We start from the raw sequence: 16713 nt of genomic DNA on the forward strand, positions 1-16713 counted from the left end.
GTAGGAGCGAGCCTGCTCGCGATGGTCGTTAACGATAACGCGTTCATCCTGAATGAACGCGTTGCTTGTCAGTTCATCGCGAGCAGGCTCGCTCCTACAGTAGATCAGTGAGCCTCATCCCAGTTATTTCCTACGCCCACCTCGACCAGAAGCGGTACATCCAGCTTCGCAGCGTCGCTCATGTGCACGCGAATTTCCTCGCGAACCTGATCGACCAGGTCTTCACGCACCTCAAGCACCAATTCATCGTGCACCTGCAGGATGACTTTGGCGTCGAGGCCTGACGACGTCAGCCAGTTATCCACCGCCACCATGGCTTTCTTGATGATGTCTGCCGCAGTGCCTTGCATCGGTGCGTTGATCGCCGTGCGTTCGGCGCCTTTGCGCAGGGCCGGGTTTTTCGCGTTGATTTCCGGCAGGTACAGACGACGACCGAAGATGGTCTCGACAAAACCTTGCTCGGCCGCCTGGGCGCGGGTGCGCTCCATGTATTCCAGGACGCCTGGGTAGCGGGCGAAATAGCGGTCGATGTACGCCTGGGACTGTTTGCGGTCCACGCCGATCTGCTTGGCCAGGCCAAACGCGCTCATGCCGTAGATCAAACCGAAGTTGATGGCTTTGGCGCTACGACGCTGATCAGTGGTGACCTCTGCCAACTCGACGCCGAACACTTCGGCGGCCGTGGCTTTGTGCACGTCCAGGTCATTGCGGAAGGCGTGCAGCAAACCTTCGTCCTTGGCCAGGTGAGCCATGATGCGCAGTTCGATTTGCGAGTAGTCGGCGGCCAGCAGCTTGTAGCCTTTAGGCGCCACGAACGCCTGACGGATCCGCCGACCTTCGGCGGTGCGGATCGGAATGTTCTGCAGGTTCGGATCGCTGGACGACAAACGCCCGGTCGCTGCGACAGCCTGATGATAAGACGTGTGAATCCGCCCGGTGCGCGGGTTGATTTGCTCCGGCAGGCGGTCGGTGTAGGTGCTTTTCAGTTTGCTCATCGAGCGGTACTGCATCAGCACTTTGGGCAGCGGGTAATCCTGCTCGGCCAGTTCCGCCAGCACCGCTTCGGCAGTGGAAGCCTGACCCTTGGCGGTTTTGCTGAGGATCGGCAAGCCGAGTTTTTCGTACAGGATCACGCCCAATTGCTTCGGCGAGCCGAGGTTGAATTCCTCGCCGGCGATGGCAAATGCCTCACGCTCCAGCGCGACCATCTTCTCGCCCAACTCCACGCTCTGGATGCCCAGCAGGTTGGCGTCGACCAGCGCGCCCTGACGCTCGATCCGTGCGAGCACCGGCACCAGCGGCATTTCAATGTCGCTCAGGACTTTGCTCAGGCTCGGAATCGCGTTGAGCTTTTCCTGCAGGGTTTGATGCAGGCGCAGCGTCACGTCGGCGTCTTCGGCGGCGTACGGTCCGGCCAGTTCCAGGGAGATCTGGTCAAAGGTCAGCTGCTTGGCGCCTTTGCCGGCGATGTCCTGGAAGCTGGTGGTGGTGTGATTCAGGTACTTGAGCGCCAGGCTGTCCATGTCGTGGCGGGTCGCGGTCGAGTCCAGTACGTAGGATTCGAGCATGGTGTCGAAGGCGATGCCTTGCACGGTGATGCCGCAGCTCTGATCGCCACCGATGGCGCAGTTGGCCAGGATGTTCATGTCGAACTTGGCGTGCTGGCCGACCTTGAGTTTGTTCGGGTCTTCCAGGATCGGTTTCAGTGCGCGCAGCACGGTGTCGCGATCCAGTTGATCCGGTACGCCCATGTAGGAATGGGTCAGTGGAATGTAGGCCGCTTCGTTGGCCTGTACGGCGAACGACAGGCCGACCAGTTGCGCCTGCTGCGCATCGATGCCGGTGGTTTCGGTATCGAAGGCGATCAGCTTGGCGTCGTTGAGCTTCTTCAGCCACAGGTCGAAATCGGCCTGGGTGAGGATCGTGGTGTATTTGAGTTCGCTCTCGACGGCGGCTTCCTCAGCCACCGGCGCGGTGACTTCCTGACCGGAGCGCTTGGCGTCGCGCTGGTTTTCTTCAAACCAGCTTTTGAACTCGAGCAGGGTGTAGAGCTCGGCGAGCTTGTCGTGATCCGGCTTGCCCATTTGCAGGTCATCAAGGCCGATGTCCAGCGGCACGTCGATCTTGATCGTCGCCAACTGATAGGAGAGGAAGGCCATCTCCTTGTGCTCTTCGAGCTTGGCCGGCAGGGTTTTCGCACCGCGAATCGGCAGGGTCGGGACGATGTCGAGCTGTGCATACAGCTCGGTCAGGCCGCCGTTTACGCCTACGAGCAGGCCGGAAGCCGTCTTCGGACCAATGCCTGGAACGCCCGGAATGTTGTCGGAAGAATCGCCCATCAGTGCCAGATAATCGATGATCTGCTCGGGAGCGACGCCGAATTTCTCCTTCACGCCCTCCACGTCCATGCTGCTACCGGTCATGGTGTTGACCAAGGTAATGTGGCCGTCGACCAGTTGCGCCATGTCCTTGTCGCCGGTGGAGATGATCACCGGGCGGTCGGCCGCCGCGCTGCTGCGGGCCAGGGTGCCGATCACGTCATCGGCCTCGACGCCTTCGACGCACAGCAGCGGGAAGCCCAGCGCGATCACGCTTTGGTGCAGCGGCTCGATCTGTACGCGCATGTCGTCGGGCATGCTCGGGCGATTGGCCTTGTATTCGGCGTACATGTCATCGCGAAACGTCCCACCCTTGGCGTCGAACACCACGGCGAACGGACTGTCCGGGTACTGCTTGCGCAGACTCTTGAGCATGTTCAGCACGCCTTTGACCGCTCCGGTCGGCAGACCTTTGGAAGTGGTCAGCGGCGGCAGGGCGTGAAAGGCGCGGTACAGGTAAGAAGAACCGTCCACCAGGACGAGGGGGGCTTGGCTCATGAGCAGGATCAACCTTTTCGGCGGGTCCGGCGCTAGAATAGCGGGACCGTTGACGACAAAGGGACAAGGTTATCATGCGCACACTAAATCGCCTGTTGCTGGCTGGCTTGTTTGCAATTGCACCATTGGCCGTGATGGCGGCGGATGACGCACCTTCGCCAGACCCGGATGTCACGATCCGCACGGAAGGGGATAAAACCATTCAGGAATATCGGCAAAATGGTTTTCTGTATGCCATCAAGGTCACGCCGAAAGGTGGCAAACCTTATTTCCTGGTGCGCGCGGATGGCTCGGAAGGTAACTTCATTCGCTCGGACTACCCGGATATGCTGATCCCGGCGTGGGAAATATTTAAGTGGTAAGTCGTCCTTAATTTTAATCGGTGCCGCCATTTGCGGCGCCCGTACTGGCAGTTAAAACATGTCTGTGTTCACCCCGCTGGCTCGGCCTGAGCTGGAAACCTTTCTCGCCCCTTACGGGCTCGGCCGCCTGCTTGATTTTCAGGGGATTGCTGCCGGTAGCGAAAACACCAACTTCTTTATCAGCCTGGAGCAGGGCGAATTTGTCCTGACCCTGGTCGAGCGCGGTCCGGTTCAGGAGATGCCGTTCTTCATCGAGCTGCTGGACGTGCTGCATGAAGCCGACCTGCCGGTGCCTTACGCCTTGCGCACCACCGATGGCGTCGCCCTGCGCGAACTGGCCGGCAAGCCTGCGCTGCTGCAACCGCGTCTGGCGGGCAAGCACATCAAGGAAGCCAACGCGCAACATTGCGCTCAGGTGGGCGAGTTGCTCGGCCATCTGCACCTGGCGACCCAGGCCAACATGATCAAGCGCAAAACCGATCGCGGCCTGGACTGGATGCTGGAAGAGGGCACGCAACTGCTGTCGCACCTGAATGCCGAGCAGAGTGATCTGCTGCAACGGGCGCTGGATGAAATCACGCAGCAAAAAGAGAAAATTCTGGCGTTGCCACGGGCCAACATCCACGCGGATCTGTTCCGCGATAACGCGATGTTCGAAGGCACGCACCTGACCGGGTTGATCGACTTCTACAACGCGTGCTCGGGGCCGATGCTCTACGACGTAGCGATTGCCTTGAATGACTGGTGTTCGGATGACGACGGTCTGATTGACGGACCGCGGGCGCGGGCGTTGCTGGGGGCGTATGCAGCGTTGCGGCCATTCACTGCTGCCGAGGCGGAGTTGTGGCCGACCATGCTGCGCGTGGCGTGTGTGCGATTCTGGCTGTCGCGGTTGATTGCCGCGGAGTCTTTCGCCGGGCAGGACGTGTTGATTCACGATCCGATGGAGTTTCAGCAGCGGTTGGCGCAGCGGCAGAAGGTCAACACCCCGCTACCTTTCGCCCTCTAAAAGCTTCGCGGGCAAGCCTCGCTCCTACAGGATTTGTGTCGTTCACAACATCTGCGAACGGCACAAACTCCGTAGGAGCGAGGCTTGCCCGCGAATGGGGCGCCGCAATTCTGGAATTACAATGACTCCAGACACCCCGCCAAATCATTCCCCAACTTCTCCAGCACCTGCTCATACCCCTGAGCAGTCGCCGGCGTGTACCCGCCCAGCGCATCCAGCTCCGCCAGTTTCACCGGCAAACCCGCCACCAGTGTTTCCGCCAGTCGCGGCCGCAATGGCGGCTCGCTGAACACACAAGTCTTGCCCACTTCCTGCAACCGCGTGCGCATTGCCGACACGTGCTGGGCACCCGGCTGGACTTCGGCGGCGACGCTGAATACGCCCGCGTGCTTCAGACCGTAAGCCTCTTCGAAGTAGTCGAACGCTTCATGGAACACAAAGTACGGTTTGCCCGCGATGCCCGCCAGTCGTGCCTTCAAGCGCAGGTCCAGCGCGTCGAGACGTTCATCGAACGCCTTCAGATTGCTCTGATAGCGCGCTGCGTTGGCCGGATCGGCAGCGCTCAAATCAGCGGCCATTTTCGTCGCGATCACGCGAGCGTTGATCGGCGATAACCACAAATGCGCATCCAGGCTGCCCGGGCGGTGATCGTGATCATGTTCGTCGGCTTCTTCTGCGTGGGAGTGACTGTCTTCGGCGAAACGACGCAATTTCAGCCCCGGCAGATCCTGCACGGCAACGCTCGGCAGTGTACGACCGTTCAGCACGCGAGGCAGGAAACCTTCCATGTCCGGTCCGATCCAGTAAACCAGGTCCACCGATTGCACCTTCCGTACGTCGGACGGGCGCAACGCATAGTTATGCGGCGAGGCTCCCGGCGGCAGCAGCACTTCCGGAATCGCCACACCGTCTTGCACCGCAGCGGCAATCAGCTGCAGCGGCTTGATGCTGGTGAGGACTTTGACTTCGGCCTGGGCAGAACTGATCAACAGAAAACTGGCGACAAATGCGACAAAGATAGAAAAAAGTCGGGACACGATGACCACTCAAAGAGGCGAGAACGGGTAACATAATAACGTCTCTCACAAAACTCGTCGCCGCTCATGCCTAAAACACCGATTGCCAGCCGTCCCCACGACCACTCTCATTGCGTGCATAGCGCACTGTCTGAGGCCGATGCCCTGTGCGCTCGGCAAGGCTTGCGCCTGACTGCCTTGCGTCGGCGGGTGCTGGAACTGGTGTGGCAAAGCCATAAACCGCTGGGTGCCTACGACATTCTTGCGGTACTCAGCGAGCAGGACGGCCGCCGCGCTGCGCCGCCGACCGTGTACCGCGCGCTGGATTTCCTGCTGGAAAACGGCCTTGTGCACCGCATCTCCTCGCTGAACGCCTTCGTCGGCTGCAATCACCCGGAACACGCGCACCAGGGCCAGTTCCTGATCTGCCGCGAATGCCATGCCGCCATCGAGCTTGAGCAAAAATCCATCAGCGACGCGATCATCACCAGCGCCAAGGATGTCGGGTTCGTCGTCGAAGGCCAGACCGTTGAAGTGGTCGGCCTCTGCTCGGGTTGCCAGGGGGCTTGATGAGCAACGCGTTGATCCGCCTCGAGCAGGTTGCCGTCACGTTTGCCGGGCAAAGCGTGCTGGATAACATTGAGCTGAGCGTCGAGCCGGGGCAGATCGTCACCCTGATCGGCCCCAATGGCGCCGGCAAGACCACCCTTGTGCGGGCGGTGCTCGGCCTGTTGAAGCCGGACAGCGGCAGCGTGTGGCGCAAGCCGAAACTGCGCGTTGGCTACATGCCGCAAAAACTTCACGTCGATCCGACGCTGCCGCTGTCGGTGCTGCGCTTTCTGCGTCTGGTGCCCGGCGTGGACCGTGCTCGTGCCTTGGCGGCCCTCAAGGAGGTCGGCGCCGAACAGGTGATCGACAGCCCGGTGCAAAGTGTTTCCGGCGGTGAAATGCAGCGCGTGCTGCTGGCTCGGGCGCTATTGCGCGAGCCGGAACTGCTGGTCCTTGATGAGCCGGTGCAAGGCGTCGACGTAGCGGGGCAGGCCGAACTCTATAGCCTGATCACCCGTCTGCGTGATCGTCACGGCTGCGGCGTGTTGATGGTTTCCCACGATTTGCATCTGGTCATGAGCACCACCGATCAAGTGGTCTGCCTCAACCGTCACGTCTGCTGTTCCGGCCATCCCGAGCAAGTCAGCGGTGATCCCGCTTTCGTCGAGCTGTTCGGAAAGAACGCACAAAGCCTGGCGATTTATCACCACCATCACGACCACGCCCATGATCTGCATGGTTCGGTCGTCAGCGCGGCCCCGTCGGCCCAACCTCACGTTCACGGAGATAGCTGCAAGCATGGCTGATTTTCTGCTCTACGCCCTGCTTGCAGGTCTGGCTCTGGCGCTGGTGGCGGGCCCGTTGGGTTCGTTCGTGGTCTGGCGGCGCATGGCCTATTTCGGCGACACCCTGTCCCACGCCGCCTTGCTCGGCGTGGCGTTGGGCTTCCTGCTGGATGTCAGTCCGACGGTGGCGGTCACCGTCGGCTGTTTGCTGTTGGCCGTGTTGCTGGTGACGTTGCAACAGCGTCAGCCGCTGGCGTCCGACACGCTTTTGGGAATTCTCGCACCGAGCACGCTCTCTTTGGGCCTTGTCGTACTAAGCTTCATGCACGAAGTGCGGATCGACCTGATGGCCTATCTGTTCGGCGACTTGCTGGCGATCAGCCCGACCGATCTGGCCTGGATTCTCGGTGGCAGCGCCGCTGTCATGGCCTTGCTGGTGACATTGTGGCGGCCATTGCTGGCGATCACAGTGCATGAAGAGCTGGCGAGGGTGGAAGGTCTGCCCGTGCCGGCGCTGCGCCTGACCCTGATGTTGCTGATCGCCGTGGTGATCGCGGTGGCGATGAAAATCGTCGGTGTGTTGCTGATTACGTCGCTGTTGATCATCCCTGCGGCTGCGGCACAACGTCACGCCAAGTCGCCGGAACAGATGGCGCTGGGCGCGAGCCTGCTGGGCATGCTCGCCGTGTGTGGCGGGTTGGCGTTGTCCTGGTTCAAGGACACCCCGGCGGGCCCATCGATTGTTGTGACGGCCGCCGCACTGTTTCTGCTGAGTTTTGTCCTGCCCCGTCGAGGGGTGTAGACTTGCTCGTTTTTTGCGCAAATAGAGAGTCGCAGGAATGAAGCCGTTCGCCTCCCGTTATCTGCTCCTTGTCGCATTTTCGCTGCTACTGGGTGCATGCCAAAGCACGCCACCGGCGGCCACCGAGGCCACTGATGCGCGGGCCACGGCCATCGCACAGCTCGAGCAAAGCCTCGCCAGCAGCGAACTGGCCACTGCCGAAGATCAATTGGCTGCCTTGCAGGCTGAGTCGCCAAACGACCCGTCCCTTGTGCAATACCAACGGCAACTCGCCGAGGCCTATCTGCAACGCAGCCAGATCGTGCTGCAAAAAGGCGATGTGAATGCTGCGGCGACCGCACTGAGCCGTGCGCGGGCGTTGATGCCCAAGGCGCCGGCGTTGACCGGAGGGGTCAACAACGCCATCGTCAACGCACGCAAGGCAGAGCTCGACAAAGCTGAAGCGGCGCTGTTGGCTGCCGAGGCTAAACCTCAGGCAAAAGTGATTGATCCGACCGCTGAAAGCACCACCGTCGCGTTGAACCTCACCGATATGAGCAAACTTCGCCGGCAACTGGATGCGATCGCCGCCGATGTGGTGAATTACCAATGTGACGTGAGCATTCAGGCGCCGCGCACGCAGGACTACCCGTGGCTGGCGACGTTATTGACCAAGCGGGTAAAGAAGCTGGATTCGGGGTTTGACCTGAATCTGGAGAAGCAGATCCTGCGCAATGTTCCGGCGCAGATGGTCTTGAGTCCGCGTAAACCCTAAAAAGCATCGCGAGCAGGCTCGCTCCCACAGAGTTGCTGTCCCTGTGGGAGCGAGACCGGCTTGCCGGCGAAGGCGTCCGCCACGCGTTCGTTATTGCCAAATGAAAGGTTGAATGCGGAATAAATGCTAATAACCTCTATACGGACAGGCTAAAATGCGCGCCCGGCTAACCGCTGATCCTTTTTCAACGCGCCCCACAAGGTTCGCTACGTGATCGAGTTTCAAAACGTCCACAAAACCTACCGCGTCGCCGGTAAGGATATTCCCGCCCTGCACCCGACCAGTCTGTCGATTGAGAACGGTCAGGTTTTTGGCCTGATCGGTCATTCCGGTGCGGGAAAAAGTACCCTGCTGCGTCTGATCAATCGCCTGGAGAACTCCAGTGGCGGCAAGATCATCGTCGACGGCGAAGAAGTCACGGCGCTCGACGCCAACGGCTTGCGGCGCTTTCGTCAGCAGGTCGGGATGATTTTCCAGCACTTCAACCTGCTGGCTTCCAAGACCGTGGCCGACAACGTCGCGCTGCCGCTGACCCTCGCCGGTGAACTGTCACGTGGCGAGATCGACCAGCGTGTCGCCGAGTTGCTGGCGCGGGTAGGTTTGTCCGACCACGCCAAAAAGTACCCGGCGCAGTTGTCGGGCGGCCAGAAGCAGCGTGTCGGCATTGCCCGCGCACTGGCGACCAAGCCGAAAATCCTGCTGTGCGATGAAGCCACCAGTGCACTGGACCCGCAGACCACGGCGTCGGTCCTGCAACTGCTGGCCGAGATCAACCGCGAACTGAAACTGACCATTGTCCTGATCACCCACGAGATGGACGTGATCCGTCGCGTGTGCGACCAGGTGGCCGTGATGGACGCTGGCGTGATCGTCGAGCAAGGTTCGGTCGCTGAAGTGTTCCTGCACCCGAAACACCCGACTACTAAACGCTTCGTGCAAGAAGACGAGCAGATCGACGAAAGCGAACAGCGCGACGACTTTGCTCACGTGCCGGGCCGTATCGTACGTCTGACCTTCCAGGGCGAAGCGACCTACGCGCCATTGCTGGGAACCGTCGCGCGGGAAACGGGCGTGGACTACAGCATCCTGGCCGGTCGTATCGACCGCATCAAAGACATCCCCTATGGGCAACTGACCTTGGCGGTCACCGGCGGCGACATGGAGGCGGCGTTTGCCCGCTTCACCGCAGCTGACGTTCATATGGAGGTGCTTCGTTAATGGAAGCTCTGACAACGTTTTTCGCCAACATCGATTGGTTCGAAATCTGGCTGGCCACCGGCGACACCCTGCTGATGCTCGGCGGTTCGCTGCTGTTCACCGTTTTGCTGGGCCTGCCGCTGGGCGTGCTGTTGTTTCTCTGCAGCCCGCGTCAGTTGCTGGAAGCCAAAGGCGTATACGCGATGTTGTCGCTGGTGGTGAACATCCTGCGTTCATTGCCCTTCATCATTTTGCTGATTGTGATGATCCCGTTCACCGTGTTGATCACCGGCACTTCTCTGGGTGTCGCCGGTGCGATTCCGCCGCTGGTGGTCGGTGCCACGCCGTTCTTCGCGCGTCTGGTGGAAACCGCCTTGCGTGAAGTGGATCGCGGCATCATCGAAGCGACCCAGGCCATGGGCGCGACGACACGTCAGATCATCACCAATGCCTTGCTGCCGGAAGCCCGCCCGGGCATCTTCGCGGCGATTACGGTGACAGCTATTACACTGGTGTCCTACACGGCGATGGCCGGTGTGGTTGGCGCCGGTGGTCTGGGTGACCTGGCGATCCGTTTCGGATACCAGCGTTTCCAGACTGACGTGATGGTCGTCACGGTGGTGTTACTGCTGGTGTTGGTTCAAGTGCTGCAAACGGTTGGCGACAAGTTGGTCGTACACTTCTCGCGCAAATAATTTATGAGCAGGCCCTTCGCTGGCGGGCGCCGCAAACAGGCGCCGCAAACAGGCGCCGCAAGCGGATATTCACAAGGAGTTAGCTGAATGAAAAAACTACTCGTCGCGTTCGCTGCCGTTGCAGCCTTTTCTGCCCACGCCGACACCCTGACCGTTGCGGCCACCCCGGTCCCGCACGCAGAAATCCTCGAATTCGTGAAACCGGCCCTGGCCAAAGAAGGCGTGGACCTGAAGGTCAAAGTCTTCACTGATTACATTCAGCCGAACGTGCAAGTGGCGGAAAAGCGTCTGGACGCCAACTTCTTCCAGCACCAGCCATACCTCGATGAGTTCAACAAGGCCAAGGGCACTAATCTGGTTTCCGTAGCCGGTGTACACCTGGAACCGCTGGGTGCTTATTCCAGCAAGTACAAGGCACTGACCGAACTGCCGGGCGGCGCCACCGTGGTGATCCCGAACGATGCCACCAACGGCGGCCGCGCCTTGCTGCTGCTGGCCAAGGCTGGTGTGATCAAGTTGAAGGATTCGAATAACATCCTGTCGACCGTCAAGGACATCACCGAGAACGCCAAGGACCTGAAATTCCGCGAACTGGAAGCCGCGACCATCCCGCGCGTGCTGACCCAGGTCGACCTGGCGTTGATCAACACCAACTATGCGCTGGAAGCCAAGCTTGATCCGGCCAAGGATGCGCTGGTCATCGAAGGCAGCGACTCGCCGTACGTGAACATCCTCGTTGCCCGCCCGGACGACAAGGACAGCGAAGACATGAAGAAACTGGTTGCCGCGCTGCATAGCCCGGAAGTGAAAGCCTTCATTCTCGAGAAGTACAAAGGCGCTGTGGTGCCGGCGTTCTGATCTGACGCTGTAACGAAAAATGGGGCGCATTGAATGCGCCCCATTTTTTTTTGCCCGAAACACACGCCCCCTGTAGGAGCCAGGCTTGCCGGCGAAGGCGTCCGAGAGATCGCCTTCGCCGGCAAGCCTGGCTCCTACAGGGGCGCGGTGTTTATTTACGGTTGAGCATTACGGGCAATTGCGCCACCAGCTTCGCGTTGTTCAACGGCGCCCGGATAAACCCGCGCTGTGTCCCGTCCGGCCCGATCACCGCGAGGTTGCCGCTGTGATCAACCGTGTAATTCGGTTTGCTGGTGTCCGCCGGAATGAACGGAATGCTCACCGCGTTGGCCAGTTTCTGAATGTCTTCCACCGACGTCGCCGTCAGGCCCTGGAACTGCGGATCGAAGTAGCCCAGGTATTGCTTGAGCTGCTTGGGGGTGTCGCGGTTCGGGTCGACGCTGACCAGCACGATCTGCAATTTATCCACAGCCTCCGGCGGCAGTTCGCTCTTGATCTGGCGTAGTTGGGCGAGGGTGGTGGGGCAGATGTCCGGGCAGAAGGTGTAGCCGAAGAACAGCAGGCTCCACTTGTCTTTCAGCGCGTTGACCGCCACCGGTTTGCCGTCCTGATCGGTCATCGTCACGTCCGGCAGGTTACGGCTTTGCGGCAACAGGATGATCCCGGCGTCGATCAACGCGGTCGGGTCGCCCTGGCCTTTGCCGGACAGCACTTTATTGATGGTCAGCCCCAGAACCAGTGCGATCAGGGCAACAAGGATGAAGACGGTTTTCTGGGTTCGAGTCATAGGTTCAACAGTAGGTAGTGGTCTACGAGCAGCGCGATAAACAGCAGGAACAAGTAGTAAATAGAGTACTTGAACGTGTTGATCGCCGCGTGCGGTCGAGTGCCACGGTACAGCACCACGGCCCATTGCAGAAACCTTGCGCCCAGTCCCAACGCACAAATCAGGTAAAGCATGCCGCTCATGTGGATCACATACGGCATCAGGCTCACGGCCAGCAGCGCGAAGGTATAGAGCAGGATGTGAATCTTGGTGTAGTGCTCGCCGTGGGTTACCGGCAGCATCGGAATGTCGGCCTTGGCGTATTCCTCTTTGCGGTGAATCGCCAGCGCCCAGAAGTGCGGCGGGGTCCAGGCGAAGATGATCAGCACCAGCAACAACGGTTCGGCGCTGATGTGGCCGGTGGCGGCGGTCCAGCCGAGCAGCGGCGGGGCGGCACCGGCGAGACCGCCGATGACAATGTTCTGCGGCGTCGCGCGTTTGAGGAAACCGGTGTAGACCACGGCGTAACCGAGCAAGGAGGCGAGGGTCAGCCAAGCGGTCAGCGGGTTGGTGAAGGCCAGCAGCAACGCCTGGCCCAGCACCGCCAGCACCAATGCGAACGTCAGCGCCGCCGTCGGTGAGACCCGGCCTTCGGCCAAGGGGCGTTTGTGGGTTCGCGCCATCACCGCGTCGATGCGTCGGTCCACTACATGATTCACCGCCGCCGCACCGCCGGCACACAAGGCGATCCCCAGATTGCCGAACACCAGCACGGTCCATGGCACCCCGGCGCGGGTCGCGAGGAACATGCCGACCAGCGAGGTGATGAGCATCAGCACCACCACTTTCGGCTTGGTCAGCTCCAGGTAGTCACGCCAGATCGCCTGGTTGTGACGTGCGCCGATCAGAGTCGCCATGGCATCTCTCCTTTTATTGTTATGGGCCCGGCTGAATGTTTACGCGGGCTGAACCGCCAGCGTGTCGGTTGCTTGACCCGAACCAGACTGGTTCGCGCGTGATAATTGACCAGCACCATCGTCAGCAGCAGCGCTGCACCACCGGCGTTATGCGCGACGGCCACCGGCAGCGGCAGGTGGAACAGCACGTTGCTGATACCGAGGGTGATTTGTGCGGCGAGGGCAATCAGCACCAGCCCGGCCAGGCGCGTCATGCCGACGACTTTCAGTTGCCATGCGAGGCCGAGCAGCACCACTGTCACCAACAGCGCGCCGATACGGTGAGTCAGGTGAATCGCCGTGCGAGCATCGCTGTCGAGCTGCCCGCCCAGGTAATTGGGGCCGATGTGTTGGGTCAGGTGAAAGCCGTTGGCGAAGTCCGCCGGTGGCAGCCATTGCCCGTGGCAGGTTGGGAAGTCGATGCAGGCCACCGCCGCGTAGTTGGAGCTGACCCATCCGCCGAGGGCGATTTGCAGGATGACCAGCAACAACCCGGCCGTCGCCCAGTACTGCAAGCGCCGGGGTACGGTCAGTGCAGGTAGCACGCCGGACAGGCGCAGGGTCAGGAGAAACAACAGGCTCAACGTCGCGAACCCACCGAGCAAATGCCCCGTCACCACTTGCGGCCAAAGCTTGAGCGTCACCGTCCACATGCCGAACGCTGCTTGGGCAATCACCACCGCCAACAGGAACAACGGCAGCTTCACCGGTTGCCCCGGATGACGACGATGCACCCACGCGCGACCGGCCAGCACCGAGATCAACAGCCCCAGCGTGCCGGCAAAGTAACGGTGGACCATCTCGTTCCAGCCCTTGTGCGCTTCGACGGGTGCATCGGGAAAGTGCAGTTCGGCATGCGCCAGTTGGGCTTCGCTTTTCGGCACGCTGATAAAGCCGTAGCACCCCGGCCAGTCCGGGCAGCCGAGACCGGCGTGGGTCAGGCGGGTGTAGGCGCCGAGCAGCACCACAATCAGTGCCAGCAAGGTGGCAAACAGCGCGAGGCGAAATCCAGGTTTGGCCATGACGATGCCCTTATCCGATGTTCGACAGTTTCAGCAGATGGCGCAGGTCGTTGAGCAAGTCCTTGCCCTTCACCGTCGGGTCGTAGCGCAGTACCAGATTGCCGTGGGGGTCGATGATCCACAGGTGCGGCGTGTCATTGCTCTGAGCGCCTTTGGTGTAGGTCGGCAGGTCCAGGGAATACCGCTGCAACTGCGGGTACTCGCGTTGAAGTTTAGTCTCGTAATCGCTGTTCAGCGGCTGCGCGGTGGCGATGGCATGACTGGCGCGGGACGCATCGCGACCGAGGCCGATCTGGATTTGCCGTGCCAGATACACCAGTTGCTGGCAGTCCACTGCACACGCCTTCGGTGCCGTGACCAGTAGTTGCCAGCGCTCTTCCTGCGCCTGCACGCCAAGGTCGGCGCGGGTCTGGCCGTTGCCGATCAGTTCGCCGTGATAGCTGCGGCCTTCCGGCACCCAGAAATTCAGTTTGTACATGCCGGTGGCGAGGATCATCGGGCCGATCACCACGAGCAGGATCAGTAACAGCTGCAAGCGACCCTTGCGCCGGTTCGCCGGCGTTTTCGCTTCAGACATGCTGGGTGGATTCATGGCCGCTCCCATGGTGTTTCTCCTTTGCGTTGTGCCAGCCGAGGTAGATAAAAAGGCCGAGCAGGGCGATCGACATGGCGAACCACTGCACGGCATAAGCGATGTGTTTTTCCGGCCCTGTGGCAACGATCGGCCAGTCGGCCCGGTAGGTTGCGAGGCTGTTTTCTGCGCGTAATTCGTAGGCAAACCCTTCACGGTCCAGAGCCGACCAGAGCCTGGTCGGCTCGACCGCTGTGATCAGCTGCGGCCAGGTTGTGCTGTCCGGGTCAGCGTGCAATTGAAACGTCGCGCCGGGGGAAACGTAGACCCAGGCATCGAGACTCAATGCCTGGGCGGGTGTGGTGAATTGCGGCGGTGTCCGCCGGTCCGGCCACGGCAGCCAGCCGCGATTGACCAGCAACCAGAGCCCGGTCGCCTGATCCTGAAACGGTTGCAGCAGCTCCACGCCAACCTTGCCGTCGCGTTGACGGTTATCCAGCAGCAGACTGTGCGCGGCGTCGAACTGGCCGTGCAGGCGAACCCGGCGAAAGGCCGGATCCTCGGTGTGTGGCAGTTCGGTGCTGGCCATCGGTTCGGCGGCACGGCGTTCGGCGTAGGTGTGCAGCAGCGCGCTTTTCTCTGCGCCACGGCCCAGTTGCCAGAAGCCGAGCGACACCAGCAGCGGCAGCAGGAGGGCGACCACCAGCGTCGGCACGATGCCCGGCCGAAAGCGCTTCATGGCGTCGCCAGAAAGTCATTGGTCGCGATAGCTATACTCAAGTGCATCGCCTGTCCCCCGGAGTCCCACCATGCTCAAAGCAGCCATCGTCCTGATGCTGATTGCCACGGTTGTCAGCCTGTTCAGCGGCCTGTTTTTTCTGGTCAAGGACGACAGCAGCTCGAACCGCCTCGTCATTGCCTTGAGTGTCCGTGTTGCCCTGGCCGCTGTTACCGTCGGCTTGATCGCCTGGGGTTTTTTCAGCGGCCAGTTGGTCTCTACTGCGCCTTGGTAACTTACTGGCTCCTACAACACGTAGACGAAAATGAACAACCCGATCCACACGACATCCACGAAGTGCCAATACCAGCTCGCTGCCTCGAATCCAAATTGGTGCTCGTTATCGAAGTGTCCGCGCAGGATTCGCATCAGCATCACAAACAAAATGATGGTGCCGATGGTTACGTGGGCGCCGTGGAATCCGGTGAGCATGAAGAAGGTCGCGCCGTAGATGCCCGAGCCCAGGGTCAGGCCCAGTTCGTGGTAGGCGTGGATGTACTCTTCGGCCTGGAAGCCGAGGAACGCGCAGCCCAGCAACACGGTGATCGCCAGCCAGATTTTCAACGCGCCGCGATGGCCCTTTCTCAAGGCGTGGTGGGCGATGGTTATCGTGACGCTGGAACTCACCAGCAACACGGTATTGAGCAACGGCAGGCCCCAGGGGCTGATGACTTCCTTCGGGGGCACAAAGAGTTTGGAGTCCGGGTTGTTCAGCAGCGGCCAGGTCCACTGGAAGGCAGGCCACAGCATGTGGGCGAGGCCTTTGGTGCCTTCGCCACCAAGTGCCGGTCCGGACACGTGGCGCACGTAAAACAGCGCACCGAAAAAGGCGATGAAGAACATCACCTCCGAGAAAATGAACCAGCTCATGCCCCAGCGGAACGAGCGATCCATCTGCGCGCTGTACAAACCGCTGCGACTTTCCTTGATCACCGTGCCGAACCAGCCGAACAGCATGTACGCCAGCAGCAGGCCACCGACGAAAAAGATCAACGGGCCGTGGGATTCCGGCCGCGCCGCTTTCAGATCGTTGAACCAGGTGGCCAGGCCGTACACGGTGATGAACATCCCGACCGTGGCGATGATCGGCCATTTGCTTTGGGCCGGTACGTAATAGTGCTCATGAGTTGCCATTTATTGTTCTCCTTATCGGGCACGCTCAGCCGCCAGTATTTACAGCCACCGGTGGATGTCGGGCGGTGATATCGAACAGCGTGTAGGACAGCGTCAGGTGCTTCACTTCCTTGGGCATGTCGCGGTCAACGATGAAACGTACCGGCATCTCGATCCGTTGACCGGGCTGCAGCACTTGCTGGGTAAAGCAGAAACATTCGGTCTTGTGGAAATACGCCGCCGCGTTGCTCGGCGCGATGCTCGGCACCGCTTGCGCGCTCATCGGCCGGTCGGTCGGGTTGTGGGCGATGAAGATCATCTCGTTGACCGCCCCTGGGTTGGCCGTCAACTCATCGCTCTTGGGGTAGAAATCCCAGGACATGTCAGCAGAGTTGGTCGACAGAAACTGCACGCGGACCTGCCGCGAGGTATCGACGGTTTGTTCGCCTTCGTATTGCCCGGCGGTCTTGCCGTTGATGCCGAACGCCTTGCACATCACGTCGTAGATCGGCACCAGGGCAAAGCCGAAGACAAACATCGCCACCACCACCAGCAACAGGCGGGTGACCAGTTTTTTCATCGAAACAGAATCAGCCATGGTTTC

At 60.7% G+C, this 16713-nt stretch carries 19 protein-coding genes; 10 read left to right on the top strand and 9 right to left on the bottom strand.

Going from position 1 to position 16713, the window contains the following annotated elements; all coding sequences use genetic code 11:
• Positions 1-104 precede the first annotated feature (104 nt).
• A complete protein-coding gene (gene polA, locus KGB25_RS02890) occupies positions 105-2876 on the bottom strand; it encodes a DNA polymerase I (RefSeq protein WP_192228119.1) in 2772 nt (923 codons plus the stop codon).
• Positions 2877-2950: 74 nt separating this feature from the next.
• Between polA and KGB25_RS02895 the strand changes: the two genes are divergently transcribed.
• Positions 2951-3238 (top strand): DUF2782 domain-containing protein, encoded by a 288-nt coding sequence (locus tag KGB25_RS02895; RefSeq protein ID WP_008027663.1) that lies wholly within the window; start codon positions 2951-2953, stop codon positions 3236-3238.
• A 58-nt stretch (positions 3239-3296) separates the two neighbouring features.
• Positions 3297-4247, top strand: coding sequence for a homoserine kinase (locus tag KGB25_RS02900; RefSeq protein WP_192417852.1), 951 nt, complete (start codon positions 3297-3299; stop codon positions 4245-4247).
• Positions 4248-4363: 116 nt separating this feature from the next.
• Here KGB25_RS02900 and KGB25_RS02905 read toward each other — a convergent pair whose 3' ends face one another.
• Entirely contained in the window at positions 4364-5284 is a 921-nt protein-coding gene (locus KGB25_RS02905; RefSeq protein WP_008044699.1) for a zinc ABC transporter substrate-binding protein ZnuA, read from the bottom strand.
• 66 nt (positions 5285-5350) lie between these two features.
• Between KGB25_RS02905 and zur the strand changes: the two genes are divergently transcribed.
• The 7 genes from zur (at position 5351) to KGB25_RS02940 (ending at position 10903) form a co-directional block, all read left to right on the top strand.
• Positions 5351-5833 (top strand): zinc uptake transcriptional repressor Zur, encoded by a 483-nt coding sequence (gene zur / locus KGB25_RS02910; RefSeq protein ID WP_008027669.1) that lies wholly within the window; start codon positions 5351-5353, stop codon positions 5831-5833.
• On the top strand, positions 5833-6618 hold the full coding sequence (znuC, locus tag KGB25_RS02915; protein WP_008027671.1) for a zinc ABC transporter ATP-binding protein ZnuC: 786 nt from the start codon (positions 5833-5835) through the stop codon (positions 6616-6618). Before zur ends, znuC begins: the two co-directional genes overlap by 1 nt.
• Positions 6611-7399, top strand: coding sequence for a zinc ABC transporter permease subunit ZnuB (gene znuB / locus KGB25_RS02920; RefSeq protein ID WP_008027673.1), 789 nt, complete (start codon positions 6611-6613; stop codon positions 7397-7399). The genes znuC and znuB overlap by 8 nt, the downstream gene beginning before the upstream one ends.
• 37 nt (positions 7400-7436) lie before the next feature.
• Positions 7437-8153 carry a PA5502 family lipoprotein gene (locus KGB25_RS02925; protein ID WP_008027675.1) on the top strand — a complete coding sequence of 239 codons (717 nt, stop codon included), beginning with the start codon at positions 7437-7439 and terminating at the stop codon, positions 8151-8153.
• A 210-nt stretch (positions 8154-8363) separates the two neighbouring features.
• Positions 8364-9371 carry a methionine ABC transporter ATP-binding protein gene (locus tag KGB25_RS02930; protein WP_223434190.1) on the top strand — a complete coding sequence of 336 codons (1008 nt, stop codon included), beginning with the start codon at positions 8364-8366 and terminating at the stop codon, positions 9369-9371.
• Positions 9371-10045, top strand: coding sequence for a methionine ABC transporter permease (locus KGB25_RS02935; RefSeq protein WP_008027679.1), 675 nt, complete (start codon positions 9371-9373; stop codon positions 10043-10045). The genes KGB25_RS02930 and KGB25_RS02935 overlap by 1 nt, the downstream gene beginning before the upstream one ends.
• A gap of 87 nt (positions 10046-10132) precedes the next feature.
• Entirely contained in the window at positions 10133-10903 is a 771-nt protein-coding gene (locus KGB25_RS02940) for a MetQ/NlpA family ABC transporter substrate-binding protein (protein ID WP_223434191.1), read from the top strand.
• Between the two features lie 151 nt (positions 10904-11054).
• Here KGB25_RS02940 and KGB25_RS02945 read toward each other — a convergent pair whose 3' ends face one another.
• From KGB25_RS02945 to KGB25_RS02965, 5 genes are read right to left on the bottom strand one after another with little or no spacing between them, the layout of a single operon-like run.
• Positions 11055-11690 carry an SCO family protein gene (locus KGB25_RS02945; RefSeq protein ID WP_008027684.1) on the bottom strand — a complete coding sequence of 212 codons (636 nt, stop codon included), beginning with the start codon at positions 11688-11690 and terminating at the stop codon, positions 11055-11057.
• On the bottom strand, positions 11687-12586 hold the full coding sequence (gene cyoE / locus KGB25_RS02950) for a heme o synthase (protein ID WP_008027686.1): 900 nt from the start codon (positions 12584-12586) through the stop codon (positions 11687-11689). Before cyoE ends, KGB25_RS02945 begins: the two co-directional genes overlap by 4 nt.
• On the bottom strand, positions 12574-13647 hold the full coding sequence (locus tag KGB25_RS02955; RefSeq protein ID WP_192417858.1) for a COX15/CtaA family protein: 1074 nt from the start codon (positions 13645-13647) through the stop codon (positions 12574-12576). Before KGB25_RS02955 ends, cyoE begins: the two co-directional genes overlap by 13 nt.
• 10 nt (positions 13648-13657) lie before the next feature.
• A complete protein-coding gene (locus tag KGB25_RS02960) occupies positions 13658-14251 on the bottom strand; it encodes a hypothetical protein (RefSeq protein WP_008027689.1) in 594 nt (197 codons plus the stop codon).
• Positions 14217-14957 carry an SURF1 family protein gene (locus KGB25_RS02965; RefSeq protein ID WP_192228115.1) on the bottom strand — a complete coding sequence of 247 codons (741 nt, stop codon included), beginning with the start codon at positions 14955-14957 and terminating at the stop codon, positions 14217-14219. The genes KGB25_RS02960 and KGB25_RS02965 overlap by 35 nt, the downstream gene beginning before the upstream one ends.
• 70 nt (positions 14958-15027) lie before the next feature.
• On the opposite strand from KGB25_RS02965, the gene KGB25_RS02970 reads away from it, so the two are divergent.
• Positions 15028-15231, top strand: a complete 204-nt coding sequence (locus tag KGB25_RS02970; RefSeq protein ID WP_008027692.1) for a twin transmembrane helix small protein — start codon at positions 15028-15030, stop codon at positions 15229-15231.
• Positions 15232-15242: 11 nt separating this feature from the next.
• Here KGB25_RS02970 and KGB25_RS02975 read toward each other — a convergent pair whose 3' ends face one another.
• On the bottom strand, positions 15243-16130 hold the full coding sequence (locus tag KGB25_RS02975) for a cytochrome c oxidase subunit 3 (protein WP_008027694.1): 888 nt from the start codon (positions 16128-16130) through the stop codon (positions 15243-15245).
• 25 nt (positions 16131-16155) lie between these two features.
• Entirely contained in the window at positions 16156-16707 is a 552-nt protein-coding gene (locus KGB25_RS02980; RefSeq protein WP_008027696.1) for a cytochrome c oxidase assembly protein, read from the bottom strand.
• Positions 16708-16713 lie beyond the last annotated feature (6 nt).

The sequence above is a fragment of the Pseudomonas sp. BF-RE-21 genome (assembly GCF_019947305.1).
In the GTDB taxonomy this organism is placed as follows: domain Bacteria; phylum Pseudomonadota; class Gammaproteobacteria; order Pseudomonadales; family Pseudomonadaceae; genus Aquipseudomonas; species Aquipseudomonas migulae.

Coding starts and splice junctions, on each gene's coding strand:
- KGB25_RS02965 (WP_192228115.1), bottom strand. CDS start 14,957: ATGAAGCGCTTTCGGCCGGGCATCGTGCCGACGCTGGTGGTCGCCCTC.
- KGB25_RS02960 (WP_008027689.1), bottom strand. CDS start 14,251: ATGGGAGCGGCCATGAATCCACCCAGCATGTCTGAAGCGAAAACGCCG.
- cyoE (WP_008027686.1), bottom strand. CDS start 12,586: ATGGCGACTCTGATCGGCGCACGTCACAACCAGGCGATCTGGCGTGAC.
- KGB25_RS02980 (WP_008027696.1), bottom strand. CDS start 16,707: ATGGCTGATTCTGTTTCGATGAAAAAACTGGTCACCCGCCTGTTGCTG.
- KGB25_RS02895 (WP_008027663.1), top strand. CDS start 2,951: ATGCGCACACTAAATCGCCTGTTGCTGGCTGGCTTGTTTGCAATTGCA.
- KGB25_RS02900 (WP_192417852.1), top strand. CDS start 3,297: ATGTCTGTGTTCACCCCGCTGGCTCGGCCTGAGCTGGAAACCTTTCTC.
- KGB25_RS02935 (WP_008027679.1), top strand. CDS start 9,371: ATGGAAGCTCTGACAACGTTTTTCGCCAACATCGATTGGTTCGAAATC.
- znuC (WP_008027671.1), top strand. CDS start 5,833: ATGAGCAACGCGTTGATCCGCCTCGAGCAGGTTGCCGTCACGTTTGCC.
- polA (WP_192228119.1), bottom strand. CDS start 2,876: ATGAGCCAAGCCCCCCTCGTCCTGGTGGACGGTTCTTCTTACCTGTAC.
- KGB25_RS02945 (WP_008027684.1), bottom strand. CDS start 11,690: ATGACTCGAACCCAGAAAACCGTCTTCATCCTTGTTGCCCTGATCGCA.
- KGB25_RS02940 (WP_223434191.1), top strand. CDS start 10,133: ATGAAAAAACTACTCGTCGCGTTCGCTGCCGTTGCAGCCTTTTCTGCC.
- KGB25_RS02925 (WP_008027675.1), top strand. CDS start 7,437: ATGAAGCCGTTCGCCTCCCGTTATCTGCTCCTTGTCGCATTTTCGCTG.
- znuB (WP_008027673.1), top strand. CDS start 6,611: ATGGCTGATTTTCTGCTCTACGCCCTGCTTGCAGGTCTGGCTCTGGCG.
- KGB25_RS02975 (WP_008027694.1), bottom strand. CDS start 16,130: ATGGCAACTCATGAGCACTATTACGTACCGGCCCAAAGCAAATGGCCG.
- KGB25_RS02955 (WP_192417858.1), bottom strand. CDS start 13,647: ATGGCCAAACCTGGATTTCGCCTCGCGCTGTTTGCCACCTTGCTGGCA.
- zur (WP_008027669.1), top strand. CDS start 5,351: ATGCCTAAAACACCGATTGCCAGCCGTCCCCACGACCACTCTCATTGC.
- KGB25_RS02970 (WP_008027692.1), top strand. CDS start 15,028: ATGCTCAAAGCAGCCATCGTCCTGATGCTGATTGCCACGGTTGTCAGC.